15 protein-coding genes and 1 pseudogene are annotated in these 17,065 nt (G+C 38.7%); 6 read left to right on the top strand and 10 right to left on the bottom strand.

All coding sequences use genetic code 11. The annotated features are described in order from the left end of the window. From AACV00_RS17570 to aspS, 7 genes and pseudogenes are all read right to left on the bottom strand, one after another. Positions 1-61: pseudogene (locus AACV00_RS17570) on the bottom strand (type VI secretion system tube protein Hcp); the annotation flags it as partial. Positions 62-875: 814 nt separating this feature from the next. Next, positions 876-1,886, bottom strand: a complete 1,011-nt coding sequence (ruvB, locus tag AACV00_RS17565; protein ID WP_004242732.1) for a Holliday junction branch migration DNA helicase RuvB — start codon at positions 1,884-1,886, stop codon at positions 876-878. 12 nt (positions 1,887-1,898) lie between these two features. Continuing rightward, a complete protein-coding gene (ruvA, locus tag AACV00_RS17560; RefSeq protein WP_004242731.1) occupies positions 1,899-2,522 on the bottom strand; it encodes a Holliday junction branch migration protein RuvA in 624 nt (207 codons plus the stop codon). A gap of 102 nt (positions 2,523-2,624) precedes the next feature. Continuing rightward, positions 2,625-3,146, bottom strand: coding sequence for a crossover junction endodeoxyribonuclease RuvC (gene ruvC, locus AACV00_RS17555; RefSeq protein ID WP_004242730.1), 522 nt, complete (start codon positions 3,144-3,146; stop codon positions 2,625-2,627). Positions 3,147-3,270: 124 nt separating this feature from the next. Beyond that, on the bottom strand, positions 3,271-4,026 hold the full coding sequence (locus AACV00_RS17550; protein WP_004242729.1) for a YebC/PmpR family DNA-binding transcriptional regulator: 756 nt from the start codon (positions 4,024-4,026) through the stop codon (positions 3,271-3,273). 28 nt (positions 4,027-4,054) lie between these two features. Further along, positions 4,055-4,489 (bottom strand): dihydroneopterin triphosphate diphosphatase, encoded by a 435-nt coding sequence (gene nudB / locus AACV00_RS17545; protein WP_004247981.1) that lies wholly within the window; start codon positions 4,487-4,489, stop codon positions 4,055-4,057. Between the two features lie 3 nt (positions 4,490-4,492). Continuing rightward, the gene (aspS, locus tag AACV00_RS17540; RefSeq protein WP_004247980.1) at positions 4,493-6,277 is read right to left on the bottom strand and encodes an aspartate--tRNA ligase; all 1,785 of its coding nucleotides are present in this window, start codon (positions 6,275-6,277) and stop codon (positions 4,493-4,495) included. 267 nt (positions 6,278-6,544) lie between these two features. Here aspS and AACV00_RS17535 point away from each other — a divergent pair, with 267 nt between their 5' ends. The 5 genes from AACV00_RS17535 to AACV00_RS17515 all read left to right on the top strand — a co-directional run bounded on the left by AACV00_RS17535 (position 6,545) and on the right by AACV00_RS17515 (position 12,697). After that, positions 6,545-6,943: an MAPEG family protein gene (locus AACV00_RS17535; protein WP_004242719.1), complete on the top strand. Its 399-nt coding sequence runs from the start codon at positions 6,545-6,547 to the stop codon at positions 6,941-6,943. Positions 6,944-7,127: 184 nt separating this feature from the next. After that, complete coding sequence (gene cmoA, locus AACV00_RS17530) at positions 7,128-7,877, top strand: carboxy-S-adenosyl-L-methionine synthase CmoA (RefSeq protein ID WP_004242718.1); 750 nt, start codon at positions 7,128-7,130, stop codon at positions 7,875-7,877. Positions 7,878-7,879: 2 nt separating this feature from the next. Beyond that, positions 7,880-8,854, top strand: a complete 975-nt coding sequence (cmoB, locus tag AACV00_RS17525; RefSeq protein ID WP_004242717.1) for a tRNA 5-methoxyuridine(34)/uridine 5-oxyacetic acid(34) synthase CmoB — start codon at positions 7,880-7,882, stop codon at positions 8,852-8,854. A 336-nt stretch (positions 8,855-9,190) separates the two neighbouring features. Further along, positions 9,191-10,753: an ATP-binding cassette domain-containing protein gene (locus tag AACV00_RS17520; RefSeq protein WP_161680073.1), complete on the top strand. Its 1,563-nt coding sequence runs from the start codon at positions 9,191-9,193 to the stop codon at positions 10,751-10,753. 354 nt (positions 10,754-11,107) lie between these two features. Then, on the top strand, positions 11,108-12,697 hold the full coding sequence (locus AACV00_RS17515; protein WP_110229270.1) for a phosphodiester glycosidase family protein: 1,590 nt from the start codon (positions 11,108-11,110) through the stop codon (positions 12,695-12,697). A gap of 55 nt (positions 12,698-12,752) precedes the next feature. Here the strand turns inward: AACV00_RS17515 and cutC are convergent, their stop codons facing one another. Together cutC and AACV00_RS17505 are read right to left on the bottom strand one after the other, a co-directional pair. Then, entirely contained in the window at positions 12,753-13,505 is a 753-nt protein-coding gene (gene cutC, locus AACV00_RS17510) for a copper homeostasis protein CutC (RefSeq protein ID WP_004242710.1), read from the bottom strand. 166 nt (positions 13,506-13,671) lie between these two features. Then, positions 13,672-14,226, bottom strand: coding sequence for a VOC family protein (locus tag AACV00_RS17505; RefSeq protein ID WP_004242708.1), 555 nt, complete (start codon positions 14,224-14,226; stop codon positions 13,672-13,674). A gap of 172 nt (positions 14,227-14,398) precedes the next feature. On the opposite strand from AACV00_RS17505, the gene argS reads away from it, so the two are divergent. Further along, the gene (gene argS, locus AACV00_RS17500) at positions 14,399-16,129 is read left to right on the top strand and encodes an arginine--tRNA ligase (RefSeq protein ID WP_004242704.1); all 1,731 of its coding nucleotides are present in this window, start codon (positions 14,399-14,401) and stop codon (positions 16,127-16,129) included. 137 nt (positions 16,130-16,266) lie between these two features. Here argS and AACV00_RS17495 read toward each other — a convergent pair whose 3' ends face one another. Further along, on the bottom strand, positions 16,267-16,539 hold the full coding sequence (locus AACV00_RS17495) for a hypothetical protein (protein ID WP_004247976.1): 273 nt from the start codon (positions 16,537-16,539) through the stop codon (positions 16,267-16,269). Positions 16,540-17,065: the final 526 nt, after the last annotated feature.

Genomic DNA, 17,065 nt, shown 5'->3' with positions numbered 1-17,065 from the left:
CGCCTGCAGTGATGTTGCCCTGAGTTTTTCCTTCAATGGAAATATAGCAAGGAGTTGGCATAACAATATCCTTTTATCAAAAACGACAAATTAAATTAAATGATTGTCTTAAAAACAATCCGTTAGTCATGTCTGTCATCTTAGCCAGTGCGCACGGTAAGACTTCGGTAAAGGATAATAAAATCTTATCAATATGCTGTAAACAGCCCGTTTTTTTTGTATCTCTCTAGGATAAGTCACTTAGCGTAAACTGGTTGAAATATCACTATATCATGCTGTAAAAACAGTCATAAAAAGTGTTTATCAGCATAAAATATGATGAATAAATAGACAAATTGCTCGCAGCCCAAGAAACACTATGTACATAAAAATATATTTTGTAACAGAAATGTTAAATCAAAAATAGCGCATATAATCCATTGATTTTAAAGTATTAAAAATCAATTGCATTGAATTATACTGTCCTTTTTCCATGAGCAGTCCAAATTGGTCAATATATTTAGCTGTTAAGCTCAATTTAATTAAAATATCATGCTAATTAAGCCACTATTTTTATTTAACACACTCGATATGCGTATATTTCAGTCTTATTTTTACGTACCAATACTCATTTTATGGGCGTTAATAATAAATAAATTCAATGAACGAGTAGGAAAAATAACGATTGATAGATAGCGAAATTTTAATTTAATCGGCTGAGTTTCTATTGTTATTATGTTAACGATAGTTATAAATTAAAAAATTATTTTTATATAATAAGGTGTAAATATAGAGATGAGATATATTGAGAATGAGAATAGAGGAAGGCAAAATAATTGAATGATTGGGCGAAATTAAACACCATCGCCCAATGATATCTAAAGCACTTTATCAGATCACGGTGCTTCCATAATGCGATTAAAGTGACGATAAGCATGATTTGTGGCTACACGACCACGGGGGGTGCGTTGAATAAAACCTTGCTGAATTAAATAAGGCTCTAATACATCTTCGATAGTTTCACGCTCTTCACCAATAGCTGCCGCAAGATTATCAAGCCCTACGGGGCCACCCATAAATTTATCAATAATGGCAAAGAGCAGTTTTCGGTCAAGATAGTCAAAACCGGCAGCATCAACATTAAGCATATCGAGTGCTTTAGACGCGATATCTTCATCAATTTCACCATTACCTTTGACTTGAGCAAAGTCTCTTACTCGGCGTAATAAGCGGTTAGTAATACGCGGTGTACCTCGTGAACGCATAGCAATTTGTCGCGCCCCTTCTGCGGTTATTTCTAACCCCATAAAGCTGGCACTACGTGCAACAATATGCTGTAAGTCATCGACATTATAGAATTCAAGGCGTTGTACAATACCGAAACGGTCACGTAATGGAGAGGTTAACGAGCCAGCTCGGGTCGTCGCCCCAACTAAAGTAAATGGCGGTAAGTCGATTTTAATAGAGCGTGCTGCCGGCCCTTCACCAATCATAATATCAAGTTGATAATCTTCCATTGCCGGATAGAGTATTTCTTCAACAACGGGCGAGAGTCGATGAATTTCATCAATAAACAGTACATCATGAGGCTCAAGATTGGTTAGCATAGCAGCAAGATCGCCAGCTTTCTCTAATACAGGCCCTGAGGTTGTACGTAAATTAACGCCCATCTCATTGGCAATAATATTAGCCAGCGTGGTTTTACCAAGCCCCGGCGGGCCAAAGATAAGTAAGTGATCTAAGGCATCATGACGTAGTTTAGCCGCCTGAATAAAGATTTCCATCTGTTCACGAACTTGTGGTTGTCCCACATATTCAGCAAGCAGCTTAGGACGAATAGCCCTATCGATAATTTCTTCTTCAGGTTGTTGTATATCTGCTGAAATCAGGCGATCTGCTTCAATCACAATCAATTACTCCTAAATCGCTGCGCGTAATGCTTCTTTGATAAGTGTTTCACTATCAGCACCCGCCGTTGCTACCCGACTAATCATCTTGGCAGCTTCTTGTGGTTTATAACCTAAGGCAATTAAGGCAGCGGAAGCTTCTGCTTCAATATCTGCAGCAGATGGCGCTTTCGATGATGCACTGGCTGGTAGCTCAATATCGCCGTTTTGTTCAAATAGATCGCCATTAAGCCCTTTGAAGCGATCTTTCATTTCAACCACTAATCGTTCTGCGGTTTTTTTACCGACTCCCGGTAATTTAACTAATGAGGAGATGGATTCATTTTCAATTGCGGTGACAAATTGGCGTGCAGACATTCCTGATAAAATAGCCAGTGCTAGCTTAGGCCCTACACCATTGACTTTTATCAATTCACGAAACAATGCCCGTTCTTGTTTTTGATTAAAACCATATAGTAATTGCGCATCTTCACGAACAATAAATTGTGTGTAGATAATCGCCTCTTGACCAATATCAGGTAACTCATAAAAACAGGTCATAGGCATATTTATTTCATAACCCACCCCATTACCCGCTTCGATCAGCACCACTGGTGGCTGTTTTTCAAGAATAACGCCTCTAATACGTCCTATCACCCTAACGCCTCCGCAAAAATATTGACGCCAAATTTATAACATAAAAAAAGCTGGACGTATATCCAGCCTGCGAAAAACTCATCTGTTTTACCAACAGATAGCCTATCTTAACCTTCCTCGAGTTAAAACAAGACGCGGATCACCTACACGCAATAAGTTTTGATTAAAGTGGCAGTGTGTAATCGCAATCGCTAGCGCATCGGCAGCATCTGCCTGTGGCGCTGCAGATAGTTTTAAGATTGAGCGTACCATATGTTGTACTTGGCTTTTATCGGCTCCCCCTGTTCCTACCACACTCTGTTTTACTTGACGTGCCGCATATTCAAATACGGGAAGATCATTATTGACTGCCGCTAAAATCGCCACACCTCTTGCTTGGCCTAATTTTAATGCCGAGTCTGCATTTTTTGCCATAAAGACTTGTTCAACAGAAAATACATCGGGTGAAAATTGAGTGATGATTTCACTGACTCCCGCATAAATGCGTTTCAGTCGGCTTGGTAGATCAGGAACCTGTGTACGAATACATCCGCTTCCTAAATAGATAAGTTGTCGCCCTTGTTGGCGAATTACGCCATATCCCGTGACACGAGAGCCAGGGTCAATACCTAAAATAATAGCCATAACAATTCCTATGGCGGATAAGGTCGATGGCGAGAGAAAAGAGCAAATACGCTTGCTCTGCTCTTCTCTTCGCACTATTCAACGCAGTGTAAAACACCACTATTGGCCGTTATCGTGATACCAATTACAGAATATCTTCCAGTTGTTTTGCAACTTCATCAGAGATATCACCGTTGTGATACACTTCTTGCACATCGTCGCTATCTTCTAGCATATCGATAAGGCGCATTAATTTTGGTGCGGTATCAATATCAAGCTCTGCTTTTGTTGATGGGATCATGGAAACTTCCGCTGATTCAGCGACAAAACCCGCAGCATCCATGGCATCTTTTACTTCACCGAAAGCTTCAGGGGTTGTGTAAACGTCAATAGCACCATCATCATAAGTTTCAACGTCTTCTGCACCCGCTTCTAGTGCGGCTTCCATGACGGCATCTTCATCAACACCCGGTGCATAAGAGATAACACCTTTTTTGGTAAAGAGATAAGATACCGAACCGTCCGTTCCTAAGTTACCACCTGTTTTGGTGAAGGCATGGCGAACATCGGAAACAGTACGGTTACGATTATCACTTAAACATTCAACCATAACAGCAGTACCACCAGGGCCGTAGCCTTCATAAATGATGGTTTCCATATTATCGTTTTCATCATTTCCCGCACCGCGAGCAATCGCGCGGTTTAGTGTGTCACGAGTCATGTTGTTAGATAATGCTTTATCAACTGCCGCACGTAGACGTGGGTTAGTTGCAGGATCACCACCACCTAAACGTGCTGCTGTAACTAATTCACGAATAATTTTAGTGAAAATCTTACCGCGTTTCGCATCTTGCGCTGCTTTACGGTGTTTAGTATTGGCCCATTTACTATGACCTGCCATGAAAATATCTCCAAACGTGGTCTAATAATTAAATAACAAATTCTTCAATCGCTTGCTGATTGCTGGCTGACTTAGTTAATTTTGCCGCCAGTGGCGCATCTAACCATTGGTATTGCGTATGCTCAGTCAGTTCAATTTCCCGTTCAGAGGGAAGTGCTAACATAAACCAATGTTCCTGACAATGTGTCACATTAGGCGCATAACGATGGCGAAAGTGTGCGAATATCTCAAAAATAATTGAACGATGGCAATCCACCAGCTCAAGATTTTCTTTTATGATATCAATTCCTACTTCTTCCTGCACTTCTCGTAATGCGGCCTGATAAGGTGTTTCGCCCTCTTCAAGGCTCCCTGTCACAGATTGCCAGAAATCAGGATCATCTCGACGCTTCAGCATAAGCACCCGCTTAGTCTGTTTGGCATAGATAACAACTAAAACACATACTGGGTGCTTATATTTCATCATTTACTCGTTATCTGTGCTAACTTCTTTTTCTGTCACTTGAATAGCCAGCTCTTTTAACGCGTCTTCATTTGCAAAACTTGGTGCATTAGTCATTAAGCAAGCCGCTGCCGTGGTTTTCGGGAACGCAATAACATCACGGATATTATCTGTTCCTGTTAATAACATCACTAAGCGGTCTAAACCAAATGCTAACCCTGCATGCGGTGGTGTACCAAATTTCAGAGCATCTAATAAGAAACCGAATTTCTCACGTTGCTCATCCGGAGTAATACCTAAAATGCTAAATACCGCTTGTTGCATTTCATTACGATGGATACGCACTGAGCCACCACCAACTTCATAACCGTTAATAACCATATCATAGGCATTAGCTACAGCGCCTACAGGATGTGCGGTTAGCTCTGCCGGTGTGAGATCTTTTGGTGAAGTAAATGGATGGTGCATTGCACTTAGGCTGCCGGTATCTTCATCTTCTTCAAACATTGGGAAATCAATAACCCACAGTGGTTTCCATGCGTTAAGATCAGTTAATTCCAGATCACGACCGACTTTCAGGCGCAACGCTCCCATAGCATCACTCATGGTACCTTGACGACCCGCACCAAAGAAAATTAAGTCGCCATCTGTTGCATTTGTTGCCGCTAAGATGCTGTTAACCACATCATTAGTCAGGAATTTAGCAATGGGGCTTTGTACCCCTTCGATACCTTTTGCCTTTTCGTTGACTTTCATCCACGCTAGGCCTTTGGCACCATAAATACTGACAAATTGAGTATATTCGTCGATATTTTTACGAGTTAACGATGCACCACCCGGTACACGTAACGCGATAACACGACATTTTTCATCATTAGCAGCTTGTGCAAAGACGCTAAACTCAACATTTTTCACTAAATCAGCAATATCGATGAGTTCCATTGGGTTACGTAGGTCTGGTTTATCAGAGCCGTAACGACGCATAGCCTCAGCAAAGGTCATGACAGGGAATGCCCCTAAATCAACATTCAGGATATCTAACCACAATGCGTGGATCATGCGCTCCATCACTTCACGCACTTGTTCTGCGGTCATGAAAGAGGTTTCAACATCGATTTGGGTAAATTCAGGTTGGCGATCAGCACGTAAATCTTCATCACGGAAACATTTTACGATTTGATAATAGCGATCAAAACCAGACATCATTAACAGCTGTTTGAAAAGCTGTGGTGATTGAGGTAATGCGTAGAATTTACCTTTATGAACACGACTTGGTACTAAATAGTCACGCGCACCTTCTGGCGTTGCTTTAGTTAGCATTGGCGTTTCTACATCAAGGAACCCTTCACCATCCATAAAGCGACGAACAAAACTTGTGATTTTCGCACGAGTTTTTAGGCGTTGTGACATTTCAGGGCGACGTAAATCTAAATAACGATAAGTTAAACGACGCTCTTCTGTATTCGTTTGGTTGCTATCTAAAGGTAGCGCTTCAGAACGGTTAAAAATAGACAGCGATTCTGCCGCTAGTTCAATTTCACCTGTTGCCATATTTTTATTAACTTGGCTATCAGGGCGAGCACGTACTGTTCCTGTGACTTGAATACAAAATTCATTACGCAGTTCTGAAGCCTGTGAAAATGCCTCTTTCTGCTCTGGGTCAAAAAAGACCTGAACGATACCTTCACGATCTCGCATATCAATAAAGATAAGTCCACCTAAGTCACGGCGGCGGTTAACCCAACCACAAAGAGTCACTTTTTGGCCCACATGGGCGCTATTCAACTGCCCACAATAATTAGTACGCATACAATATCCTTTTACTCAGCTTGTTGTGCTTTCTGCTGCGGAAATTTTGGCAATAGTCTTTTTCGAGTAGTGTCAAAAAAAAGGCAGACATTATAACGAAAATTCTTCCCGACGATAAGAGTATAGACCTAGATTATATGATACATCTTTTCAAGGATTTGCTAATCCCCAAATAATTAATTAATAATAATTATTTATAGCGACATAAATCGCTTTGAGGTTTATCATTAAATTCGCCGTTTTTTTAGTTTTGGCAATGGAGAAAAGATGGTTAGCTCGCTTTATATCGTATTGGGCGCACTATTATTGATTAAATTGTCCCTAAATGTTGTAAAACTTAGAACACAATATCGAGTTGCATACGGTGATGGTGGTTTTTATGAGTTACAAACCGCTATTCGCGTCCATGGTAATGCAGTGGAATACATCCCTATTTCTATGATTTTATTACTTATCATGGAAATGAATGGCGCCTTTGTTTGGATGGTACATATTTGTGGCTCCATTTTAATAGCCGGTCGTCTTCTTCACTCTTACGGGTTGAAACACCGCGAGATACGCTGGCGTCGCTCTGGTATGGCCGCAACCTATTTATCAATGGTCTTAATGATCCTTGCTAATATTTACTTCCTGCCTTGGATACAAATTTTTTCCTTCTACTATTAATACCACAAGGAAAATATGATCATCCATGATCACAATAGACATCCTTGCTGTTGAGTCTAATAACGGCAAGGTATCGAAAAGGTTTACCTGTTTTTCTAATTTATTTCTAAATAATGCAACTTTGTGAGCAACGTCGCTTCTGGTAGAATACCCGCTTCTTTTATTCTTTAAGTCTATTTTAGTTATGTCTAATTCAAAATCAGCACCACAAGACAACTTATTTGCGACACCTATTGCTAATCTTGGTGACTGGCGCTTTGATGAAAAAGTCGCTGAAGTGTTTCCTGATATGATCAAACGCTCAGTGCCCGGTTACTCCAATATTATTTCTATGATAGGCATGTTAGCGGGTCGTTTTGTCACCCCTCACAGCCAAGTTTATGACTTAGGATGTTCGTTAGGTGCTGCTACCCTTTCTATGCGTCGTAATATCGATGTAGCGGGATGTAAAATTATTGGTGTTGATAATTCACCTGCGATGGTTGAGCGTTGTCAACGTCATATTGATGCTTATAAAGCAGCAACACCCGTTGAAATTATTGAAGGCGATATCCTTGATATTGACATTAATAATGCCTCAATGGTTGTCCTTAATTTCACCTTACAATTTTTAGCCCCTGATAATCGCCAAAGATTATTAAATCGAATTTACCAAGGGTTAAATCCTGGTGGGGTTTTAGTGTTATCAGAAAAATTCAGTTTTCAAGATAAACAAATTGGTGAATTACTGTTTAATATGCACCACGACTTTAAACGTGCTAATGGCTACAGTGAATTAGAGATTAGTCAAAAACGTAGTATGTTAGAAAATGTGATGCTCACTGATCCTGTTGAAACACATAAATCACGCTTACATCAAGCAGGTTTTCCTCATGCTGAAGTTTGGTTCCAATGTTTTAATTTTGGCTCTCTGTTAGCCATTAAAGGCGAATAATCATGATAAATTTTAGCTCATTTTATCAACATATTGCGCAAGATGAACGGTTATTTCATTGGCTTGATACGCTGCCGGCACAATTATCAGAATGGCGCGCCCATGCTTTACATGGCCATTTTGCTTCATGGGAAAGAATGCTGGAAAACTTACCTGAGATTACTCCCACTGAACTTAATTTAAAGCAAGGTGTTATCGCCAATAAAACCCCAGCATTAAGTACCGGTGAACAACTTGGTTTAACGAATATTCTAAAAGCGTTAATGCCATGGCGCAAAGGCCCTTTTTCTCTTTATGGTGTCAATATTGATACTGAATGGCGTTCAGATTGGAAATGGGATCGCGTATTGCCCCATCTTTCGCCTCTTAAAGGCCGATTAGTTTTAGATGTTGGTTGTGGCAGTGGTTATCATATGTGGCGGATGCTTGGTGAAGGGGCTGATTTTGTTGTCGGTATCGATCCCACTCAGCTCTTTTTATGCCAATTTGAAGCAGTCAGAAAATTATTAGGTAACGATCAGCGTGCCCATTTAATTCCTGTCGGTATTGAACAAATGCCAGAACTAAATGCTTTTGATACGGTATTTTCAATGGGGGTTCTTTACCACCGTCGTTCACCACTTGATCATCTTTGGCAATTGAAAAATCAGCTCGTTTCTGGTGGTGAATTAGTATTAGAGAGTCTTGTGATTGATGGTGATGAGTTCCAATGTTTAATTCCTGGTGAGCGTTATGCACAGATGCGTAATGTGTACTTTATACCGTCAGCCAAAATGCTCAAAGTATGGTTAGAAAAATGCGGTTTTAAAGATGTACGCATTGTTGATGAAAATGTCACATCACTCGAAGAGCAACGTAAAACGGATTGGATGGTGACTGATTCATTAGAAGCATTCTTAGATCCTCTCGATCACACCAAAACCGTTGAAGGCTATCCAGCTCCTAAACGGGCAATTTTAATTGCGACTAAACCTTAATTAACGACGAGTTATTTCTATAAAAAGGGTATTTATCAATAATACCCTTTTTATAACGTATTGGTTTTATTTTCTGTTTATATAAAATCCCCGTGTCTATAAACAATAAATTTTATATGAGTATTGATTAAGGTTTTTTTGTCATTATAATTCTTCATGATTTTATCTTTTTTCTCTCCAAGAGGTACTTCCCTACAATGAACTAAATTCTGCCAGAAAATTCTCTCAATACCGTTTTGGTATCCATTTTCTGTTACTGGCAGACACTCGTTTATTGCTCTATAAACTCAATTAAGATCATTGCTGTCTGCCACCTATTTTTTAGGAGGCTTAATTATGACGATCGCCTGTCAATTTTCTCAGCTTAATATTGAATTCAATCAAGAAGCGCTTTTCCCACCGCTGACTCATTCACTGACTTGCCAAAGAAATGCTTTAATTGGTCAGAACGGTAAAGGGAAATCGGTGCTGTTAAAATTATTAGCACAAAAACTATTGCCTTCATCAGGCCATATCATGTGGCGTATGCCTTTTATTCATGTCGATCAGCTTACTCGCCTAACAGGTAACACCATTGCTGATGCTTTAGGTATAGAGACTTTTTTTCAAGCATTTAAACGGGTTGATAACGGCAGTGCTTCATTAGAAGATTTTGAGTTACTTGAAGATAAGTGGCATTTGCCCATGACTTGGCAAAATTTACTTCATTCAGCACAACTGCCGATTTCACTTGATACACCTATTCCCCACTTAAGTGGTGGTGAGCAAACGCGTTTAGCATTATGTCAGGCTTTTTTACATGACGATCATTTTCTATTATTAGATGAACCAGATAACCATCTAGATCATCAAGGTCAGCAATGGCTCGTTGAACAATTAATGCATCATAAATCAGGTGTATTATTTATTAGCCATAATCGACATTTATTATCTTATGCTGAAAATATATTTGAACTGAGTGAAAAAGGCTTACAAGAATATGGCGGTAATTATTCGCTTTATGAAACACAAAAAAATGCGCAAATAGCCTCAATCGAAGCTGCAAATGAGCGTATCAATAGTCAAATAAAACAGGAAAAACGCCAACAACATGTAACATTACAAAAAGCATTAAAGCGACGTAAACAAGGTGAAAAGATAAGAAACAGCGGCTCTCAATCACTGTTACTTCTTGATATGCAAACCAATCGAGCTGAGAAAAAACAGTCATCAATAGCTAAACGACATCAGCGCGTTATGGATGATATGCAGTCACAAAAACAACAGTTAGAACAGGAGTTAACTCATATTCATCAGCAAAAATTAATATTAAACTATCAAGGCGATGGCCATCGGTTAAATGTATTTGCCACAGAGCTTGTTTTACCTTTTGGCAAGCAAACTCCCTACTCCTTTTCCGCTTATGGTGGTGAACATTGGCATATACAAGGTAAAAATGGCAGCGGTAAGTCAACCTTATTAAAATGTTTAATGGGCAAGCTATCCCCGTTATCCGGCGAATATCGTCTCAACCCAAATTATTGCTATCTTGATCAACATTTAACTTTATTAGATAAATCATTACCCGTTGCTGAAGCGTTATATCAATACCAGCCATTAATGACCATTGAGCAGTGGCGCACAAAACTGGGTATGTTACGTATTCGAGGTAACAAGTCTTTATTTCCTTTAGAAACACTCAGTGGCGGTGAGCAATTAAAAGCAACACTATTAGCATTAATTTATAGTCCTCAACCCCCTGCCGTTTTATTATTAGATGAACCAGATAATTATTTAGATTTAGACTCTAAACAATTATTGGAAAATTTATTATCTCAATATCAAGGAACATTATTATTAATCTCTCACGATGAAGATTTTGTTAAACAATGTGGTATAACAAATACATTATTACTCTAATAGCAACATACCAAACTAATTAACCCCCACGTTAAAACAGTATAGACGCTAGAAGCAATAAAAAATTTTAGCGTCTTTACTACTAATAATCTTTTTATTTTTAATCTTAACGATAAATATTATTAGCAGTTTCTATTGTTTTATTTTATTTTTTGGATATTTATTTTTAACAGTCTGTTAATTATAAAACTTAACTCAATAAACACTATTTCAATATTATTCTCCACTGTGAGGAATTTTATAATATAAAAAGCAGTAAAACATTTGCTAACTTTAATCTTTAACTTATTCATTATTAATGAGGATCTATTTTAATTTTTATCAAATTATTGTTAGCCAAATGGAGAAAACTTTATGTTAAAACATTATTTATTAGCCATTATTATAGGGTGCAGTATATTTCCTGCCTTCTCTGCCACTGTGCCATCAAAGCAAGATAATAGTCCCGCGCCAGCAGCAAAATGGAATTGCTGGGGAAGAAAAGAAGTGAATATGTCTAATCGAAATATCAATAATAAATCGGTCAGTTTAAAGTTAAGTACTGATATTTGTGATAGAAAAGATCTAAGACCATTATTTATCGATGTTTATCTACACAAGATATCCTTTAAAGGGGCGAAATACGATGGGATAACTATTGATATTATCGCCAATGCCACTCATAAATTAACAGGGAAAACACAAGAAATAAGATCAACAGAAAATATTAATAACATAGATGAACATGTGCAGAGATTGCAGTTTAGCGCAGTGCGCTCGGGGGATTATAACGTAGATATAAAACAGATATGGCTTATTTTTAGGGAGCATGGTAAAGCAGTAGGTTCATTTCAGATAACAGGGGATAATGCTCGTAATGGCGAGGCTTATATCGAATCTCATATCACCTATAATGCAATGCTTTCTCTCATTGAGAACGCAAAATCAGAAACATTAACAACAGGAAAACCAAGTCATATCGTTTTTGGTGGTCATTATGAAATACCAATGAATGCAGGCTCAGGAACCTATACATTAGCCAATAACGGCAATCTACTGATTATTCCTAGGATCCATGAAAAAGAAAAATACCTTATTCCTCATCTATTAGGTGATACTCATCAAGGCGAGGCAGCCCGCTGCGAAGGTAATACAAATGCTAAAACACAGGATGGTACTTCACAGACAGCGGAGCTTTATACCCCAGAACAGGCATGGATAAAGCTGGGTAAACCGTTAGTGGCTTTAAATGCAAACTATTTTGATGTTCGTCCTCAACTCAATAACACCACTTGGCAGAGTAATCTTTGCTCAGTGCCATTAGGGATATATTACGATAATATCGCACAAGGGCCCACTCATGGTACTCATAACGAGCCCAATCAGTTTTTTGCAGGGCCTAATTACTTTATCAATAACAATAATGAACAAATCGCATTAGATGCACTGTTTTGGGTGTTAGATCAAACATCTAGGATAGATATCTACTATAGCAAAAAAGTATCTGATCCTGCGATTGAACTGTATGCTAATGAACTCTCTTTATCAGGATATCACTTTATTGCTATATCAGGCTCCGGTTTACCTGTTCGCGGATTAACACCACTCCCTACCCCTGATTCTGGCGATTCAGAGACAACCCGACTCGCAATGGGTGCCGATGATAACAATAGCCTTATTTATATTTTCCAAGGTGGCAGTTATAGAGAGGGAATAAGCCGCAATGATCTGCATCATTTATATTATGGCCTTAGCATTGCGCAATCTATGGAGTTAGATGGCGGTGGCTCAGCTGCGCTGGCTTTAAAGGCAGATGAATTCACAGTGAGAGGTGATACAAGGCCTGATTCATCTTGTAACGAAGCAGGTTTGTGGTGCTCTTTGATAACACAACCTGACGGAAAACATCGCCCCGTTCCATCTTGGATTGGTCTGGCTATTAATAATCTAGCTATTGGTCAATAAGTTTAATAAAGGGAGTGAAACACTATCACTCCCTTTCGATTTATAAAAGATTATATTAATTAACAGATGTTGTATAAATACTCATAATATCCTTCATTGCCCCCACCACATCTTCATCCACACAATAATGGGTAAATTCATCCACTTCGCTGTCTGAACTCATGGTGACCCCCGCTTTACGATAATTCATTGTCGAGGGTGCTTGTTTGCCCGCTGAGCTATGGATCTCTTGTAATCCCGAGTCTAAAAATTTCTGAATATTACTTAAACGAACTCCCGCCCCCGCCATGATAATCGGCCCTTGGGTTTTTTCATTCAGTGTTCTTAATAGAGGTAAGCCTAATTCAGCATTAGCTTGCTGACCTGAGGTTAAAATACGAGCAACACCTAATTGAGTCAGCTGATCTAACGCTAGCAATGGATTAATACACATATCAAAAGCGCGATGAAACGTAATGGCTAAAGGCCCTGCTAATTCCATCAAAATCGCCATCTTAGGTAAATCAATGTGACCTTCTTCATTTAATATACCAACCACAGCACCGGAAAAACCCATATCACGGATCATACTGATATCGTTTTTCATCGCAGCAAAATCGGCTTGGCTATAACAAAAATCACCACCACGCGGACGAATAATAGGATGAACGGGGATACGAACGAGATCTATGACTTGTTTTAATATTCCATAACTCGGTGTTACACCCCCTTCTGACGGGCTTGTACAAAGCTCAATTCTATCAGCCCCCGAACGTTCTGCGATCAGTGCGCATTCTGCACCAAAGCAGCAAATCTCCAGTTTTGCCATACCACCCCTCTCTATCCTTAATACAGAAAGCAATTAGAAAATAACGATATTTCTCAGCAACTACTATCAGTAATTGTTAATAATAGTTGTCGAATATCGTTACTCATTCAATTCCAATATCAGAATTTTGTGCTGATACAAGCAATTTATTTTCTAAAAATGTTGTTCAACACTCACTTTCTACAATTTTCAGTAAGGAATATGGGTGATACTTTATGGTAACGATACCATCGGTTATGGCAACGGTTGGATTAGGTAAACGTTCTTTTTCAGCTTTAGGTTCACTTATTTTAATTTTAATCCCTTCAGGTAAAGGATGGGGTAATAATGTCATCACCTTTTCAACTAATTTTTCAGGAGCAACATTTATTACCTGTTCAATATGTTCCCAACCTTGATATTGGTATTTTTTATCTGTTGGATAAGGTAACTCAACAATAGATATTTGCTGGCCTAACAGTGTTAAAGGTGAGGCTAGCTTAAAGAGATAAATAGGTCGCCCATTAATCATATTATCTGAAATACACTCGCCACATTGACTTAAGCCATTACGCCACTGTTCTGCTAACGCCAAATCGTGACAACGTAACGATATATGATCGGTTTGATAAGCATCAAGGTCGAGGGATAGTTTATTCGCCAGTAGAGTTAAATTTTTTGCAAATAGAGGAAGCTCTTGCGTTAAGTTATTTAAGAAAGGAATTGCGGAAAAAAGCACCATGATAAGTAACCTAAGAGAAAAAACAGAGAAAAACCCTTAAAGATAAGGCGCAGATAGTAGCATGTTCTAGCTAGAATATGTTATAAATTCAAGGTTAAATTCATATTCTTTATAAAAACCTGTCTGGCTAATGTCGTCAGGTTTTATTTTCTCAATAATTTAAGGTAACCCGGTGAATATTCAGGCTTTTCTTTCAGAAAAAATCAGTATGGCGATGAGCGCTGCTGGCGCCCCTGCTGATAGCGAACCACTTGTCCGTCAGTCAGCTAAAGTGCAATTTGGTGACTATCAGGCGAATGGTGTCATGGGAGCGGCAAAAAAAATGGGTATCCCACCCCGACAACTCGCAGAAAAAATTCTGGAACACCTTGATATCACAGATATTGCAGATAAAGTTGAAATAGCAGGCCCTGGTTTTATCAATATCTTCTTATCACCCGTTTGGGTTGCACAACAAGCCGAATTCGCATTAGCGGATGAGCACCTTAATATTACCAAGGTAACCCCTGAAACGATTGTGATTGACTACTCATCACCTAACGTTGCAAAGCAAATGCATGTGGGTCACTTGCGTTCAACCATTATTGGTGATGCCAGCGCACGTACTCTCTCTTTTTTAGGTCATAATGTTATTCGCGCTAATCACCTTGGTGATTGGGGTACGCAATTCGGTATGCTGATTGCTTATTTAGAGAAAAAGCAAAATGAAAATGCCGCAGATATGGCATTAGCGGATCTCGAAGAGTTCTACCGTGAAGCTAAGAAATGTTATGACGAAGATGAAGTATTCGCTGAACGTGCCCGTAATTATGTCGTTAGACTACAAGGTGGTGATGAATACTGCCGTACTATGTGGCGCAAGCTTGTCGATATCACAATGCAACAAAATCAGCTAACTTATCAACGCCTTAATGTCACTTTAACCGAAGATGATATTATGGGTGAAAGTCTTTATAACCCAATGTTGCCGGGTATTGTTGCTGATCTTAAAGCAAAAGGTCTTGCTGTTGAAAGTGAAGGCGCTACTGTTGTTTTCCTTGATGAATATAAAAACAAGGAAGGCGAACCAATGGGAGTCATTATCCAGAAAAAAGATGGTGGTTACCTTTATACAACAACGGATATTGCCTGTGCTAAATATCGCCATGAACAATTACATGCAAACCGCGTATTATATTACATCGACTCACGTCAACATCAGCATTTAATGCAAGCTTGGACTATTGTCCGTAAAGCAGGCTATATTCCTGATAGTATGTCACTCGAACACCATATGTTTGGCATGATGTTAGGTAAAGATGGGCGTCCATTTAAAACGCGCTCGGGTGGCACAGTACGTTTAACTGACTTACTCGATGAGGCTCATGAAAGAGCATTAACATTAATTCGCGAAAAAAATCCTGATATGGATGAAGAGGAATTAAATAATATTGCTCGTGTAGTGGGCATTGGTGCTGTTAAATACGCAGATTTATCAAAGAACAGAACCACCGATTATATTTTCGATTGGGATCTGATGTTAAGTTTTGAAGGTAATACTGCACCTTATATGCAATATGCCTATACTCGTGTTGCCTCTATCTTTAAACGTGCAGAAATAGATGAAAGCGCATTAACCCAGCCTATCTCATTAACACAGCCTCATGAAAAACAACTGGCACTACGTTTAGTACAGTTTGACGAGACTATCACGCAGGTTGCACGTGAAGGTACACCTCATGTGATGTGTGCATACTTATATGATTTAGCGCAGTCCTTCTCAGGTTTTTACGAGAACTGCCCTATTCTATCGGCCGAAGATGACAATGTACGCCAAAGCCGTCTTAAGCTAGCACGTTTAACAGCAAGAACCTTAAAGCAAGGCTTAGAGACTTTAGGTATTGAAACTGTCGATAGAATGTAATTAAGCCATTATATTTATCTAAAAAAACCGATGGTGAAATCACCATCGGTTTTTCATTATAGAAACTTAATAGATAGAAACTTAATAGCGAGTTGATTAACCGTTACTATCTTAACTAACAATAAACCATGCCTTCACTAGTCTTCATTAGCCGTGATCACATCCTCACAGAGAAGACCAGAAACATCTTTAACATCAATCCAGCCATCAACACTGTCTATTGGCTTATCTGGGCTGTATAAGCGCTGATCAACATCTTTTGCCGTAAAGCTGACTTGTTCATTAGTTTTATTAAATACGCCGACACAGTTAACAGGTGTCAGTTGAGAGGTTTTGATTTTTCCATCTGCAGTACAACCAGCAAGAAATAATGTGGCTAATGATACCGAAAGGATAATGGCCTTTTTCATAATCGCTCCTAAAACACACTTTATTTTTTAGTGTGATAAAATACTCGTTAAATGATTATTTAGTAGTTTTTATTCTACATATTCAACGGTTATAACGCTTGATAGCTTAGTTAATTATAATAAATTAGATAGAAAATAATTTGCGTTATAGAGCTATTAATAGAAAAAATAAAGAAAGGTATTCAAGAATAAGAAAAGAGAGGGAAAAACAGAAAACAAAGACGGGAGAAATGAAAAAACCACTATCAGGTTTTAGACCTAAAATGAGTAGTTATAACTACTTACCAATCACAGATCCAAAATAAATTTCATTATTAACACAATCTACTGTTCACTGCTTATCCCTAGCAATCGCATTATCTATCCGAAGCGCAGACAAAATAGATATGATTGCTTTCAGTAGTACTGAACGATAACAAGCAAATAACTTTACAGTCACTGTTAATCTACCTGAATGAAAAAATAATAATATGTCTCAAATCAAAGAATTCAAATGTTTTAAAATATAGCTCAACATTTTGAAATA

Origin of the sequence: Proteus sp. G3927, from assembly GCF_963894685.1 — a bacterium.
In the GTDB taxonomy this organism is placed as follows: Bacteria; Pseudomonadota; Gammaproteobacteria; order Enterobacterales; family Enterobacteriaceae; genus Proteus; species Proteus mirabilis.
This window is presented reverse-complemented; position numbering and strand designations above follow the sequence as displayed.

Bases quoted from the DNA above. Each gene is read 5' to 3' on its own strand.
- ruvC (WP_004242730.1), bottom strand. From the start codon at position 3,146: ATGGCTATTATTTTAGGTATTGACCCTGGCTCTCGTGTCACGGGATAT.
- AACV00_RS17550 (WP_004242729.1), bottom strand. From the start codon at position 4,026: ATGGCAGGTCATAGTAAATGGGCCAATACTAAACACCGTAAAGCAGCG.
- nudB (WP_004247981.1), bottom strand. From the start codon at position 4,489: ATGAAATATAAGCACCCAGTATGTGTTTTAGTTGTTATCTATGCCAAA.
- aspS (WP_004247980.1), bottom strand. From the start codon at position 6,277: ATGCGTACTAATTATTGTGGGCAGTTGAATAGCGCCCATGTGGGCCAA.
- AACV00_RS17535 (WP_004242719.1), top strand. From the start codon at position 6,545: ATGGTTAGCTCGCTTTATATCGTATTGGGCGCACTATTATTGATTAAA.
- cmoA (WP_004242718.1), top strand. From the start codon at position 7,128: ATGTCTAATTCAAAATCAGCACCACAAGACAACTTATTTGCGACACCT.
- cmoB (WP_004242717.1), top strand. From the start codon at position 7,880: ATGATAAATTTTAGCTCATTTTATCAACATATTGCGCAAGATGAACGG.
- AACV00_RS17520 (WP_161680073.1), top strand. From the start codon at position 9,191: ATGACGATCGCCTGTCAATTTTCTCAGCTTAATATTGAATTCAATCAA.
- AACV00_RS17515 (WP_110229270.1), top strand. From the start codon at position 11,108: ATGTTAAAACATTATTTATTAGCCATTATTATAGGGTGCAGTATATTT.
- cutC (WP_004242710.1), bottom strand. From the start codon at position 13,505: ATGGCAAAACTGGAGATTTGCTGCTTTGGTGCAGAATGCGCACTGATC.
- AACV00_RS17505 (WP_004242708.1), bottom strand. From the start codon at position 14,226: ATGGTGCTTTTTTCCGCAATTCCTTTCTTAAATAACTTAACGCAAGAG.
- AACV00_RS17495 (WP_004247976.1), bottom strand. From the start codon at position 16,539: ATGAAAAAGGCCATTATCCTTTCGGTATCATTAGCCACATTATTTCTT.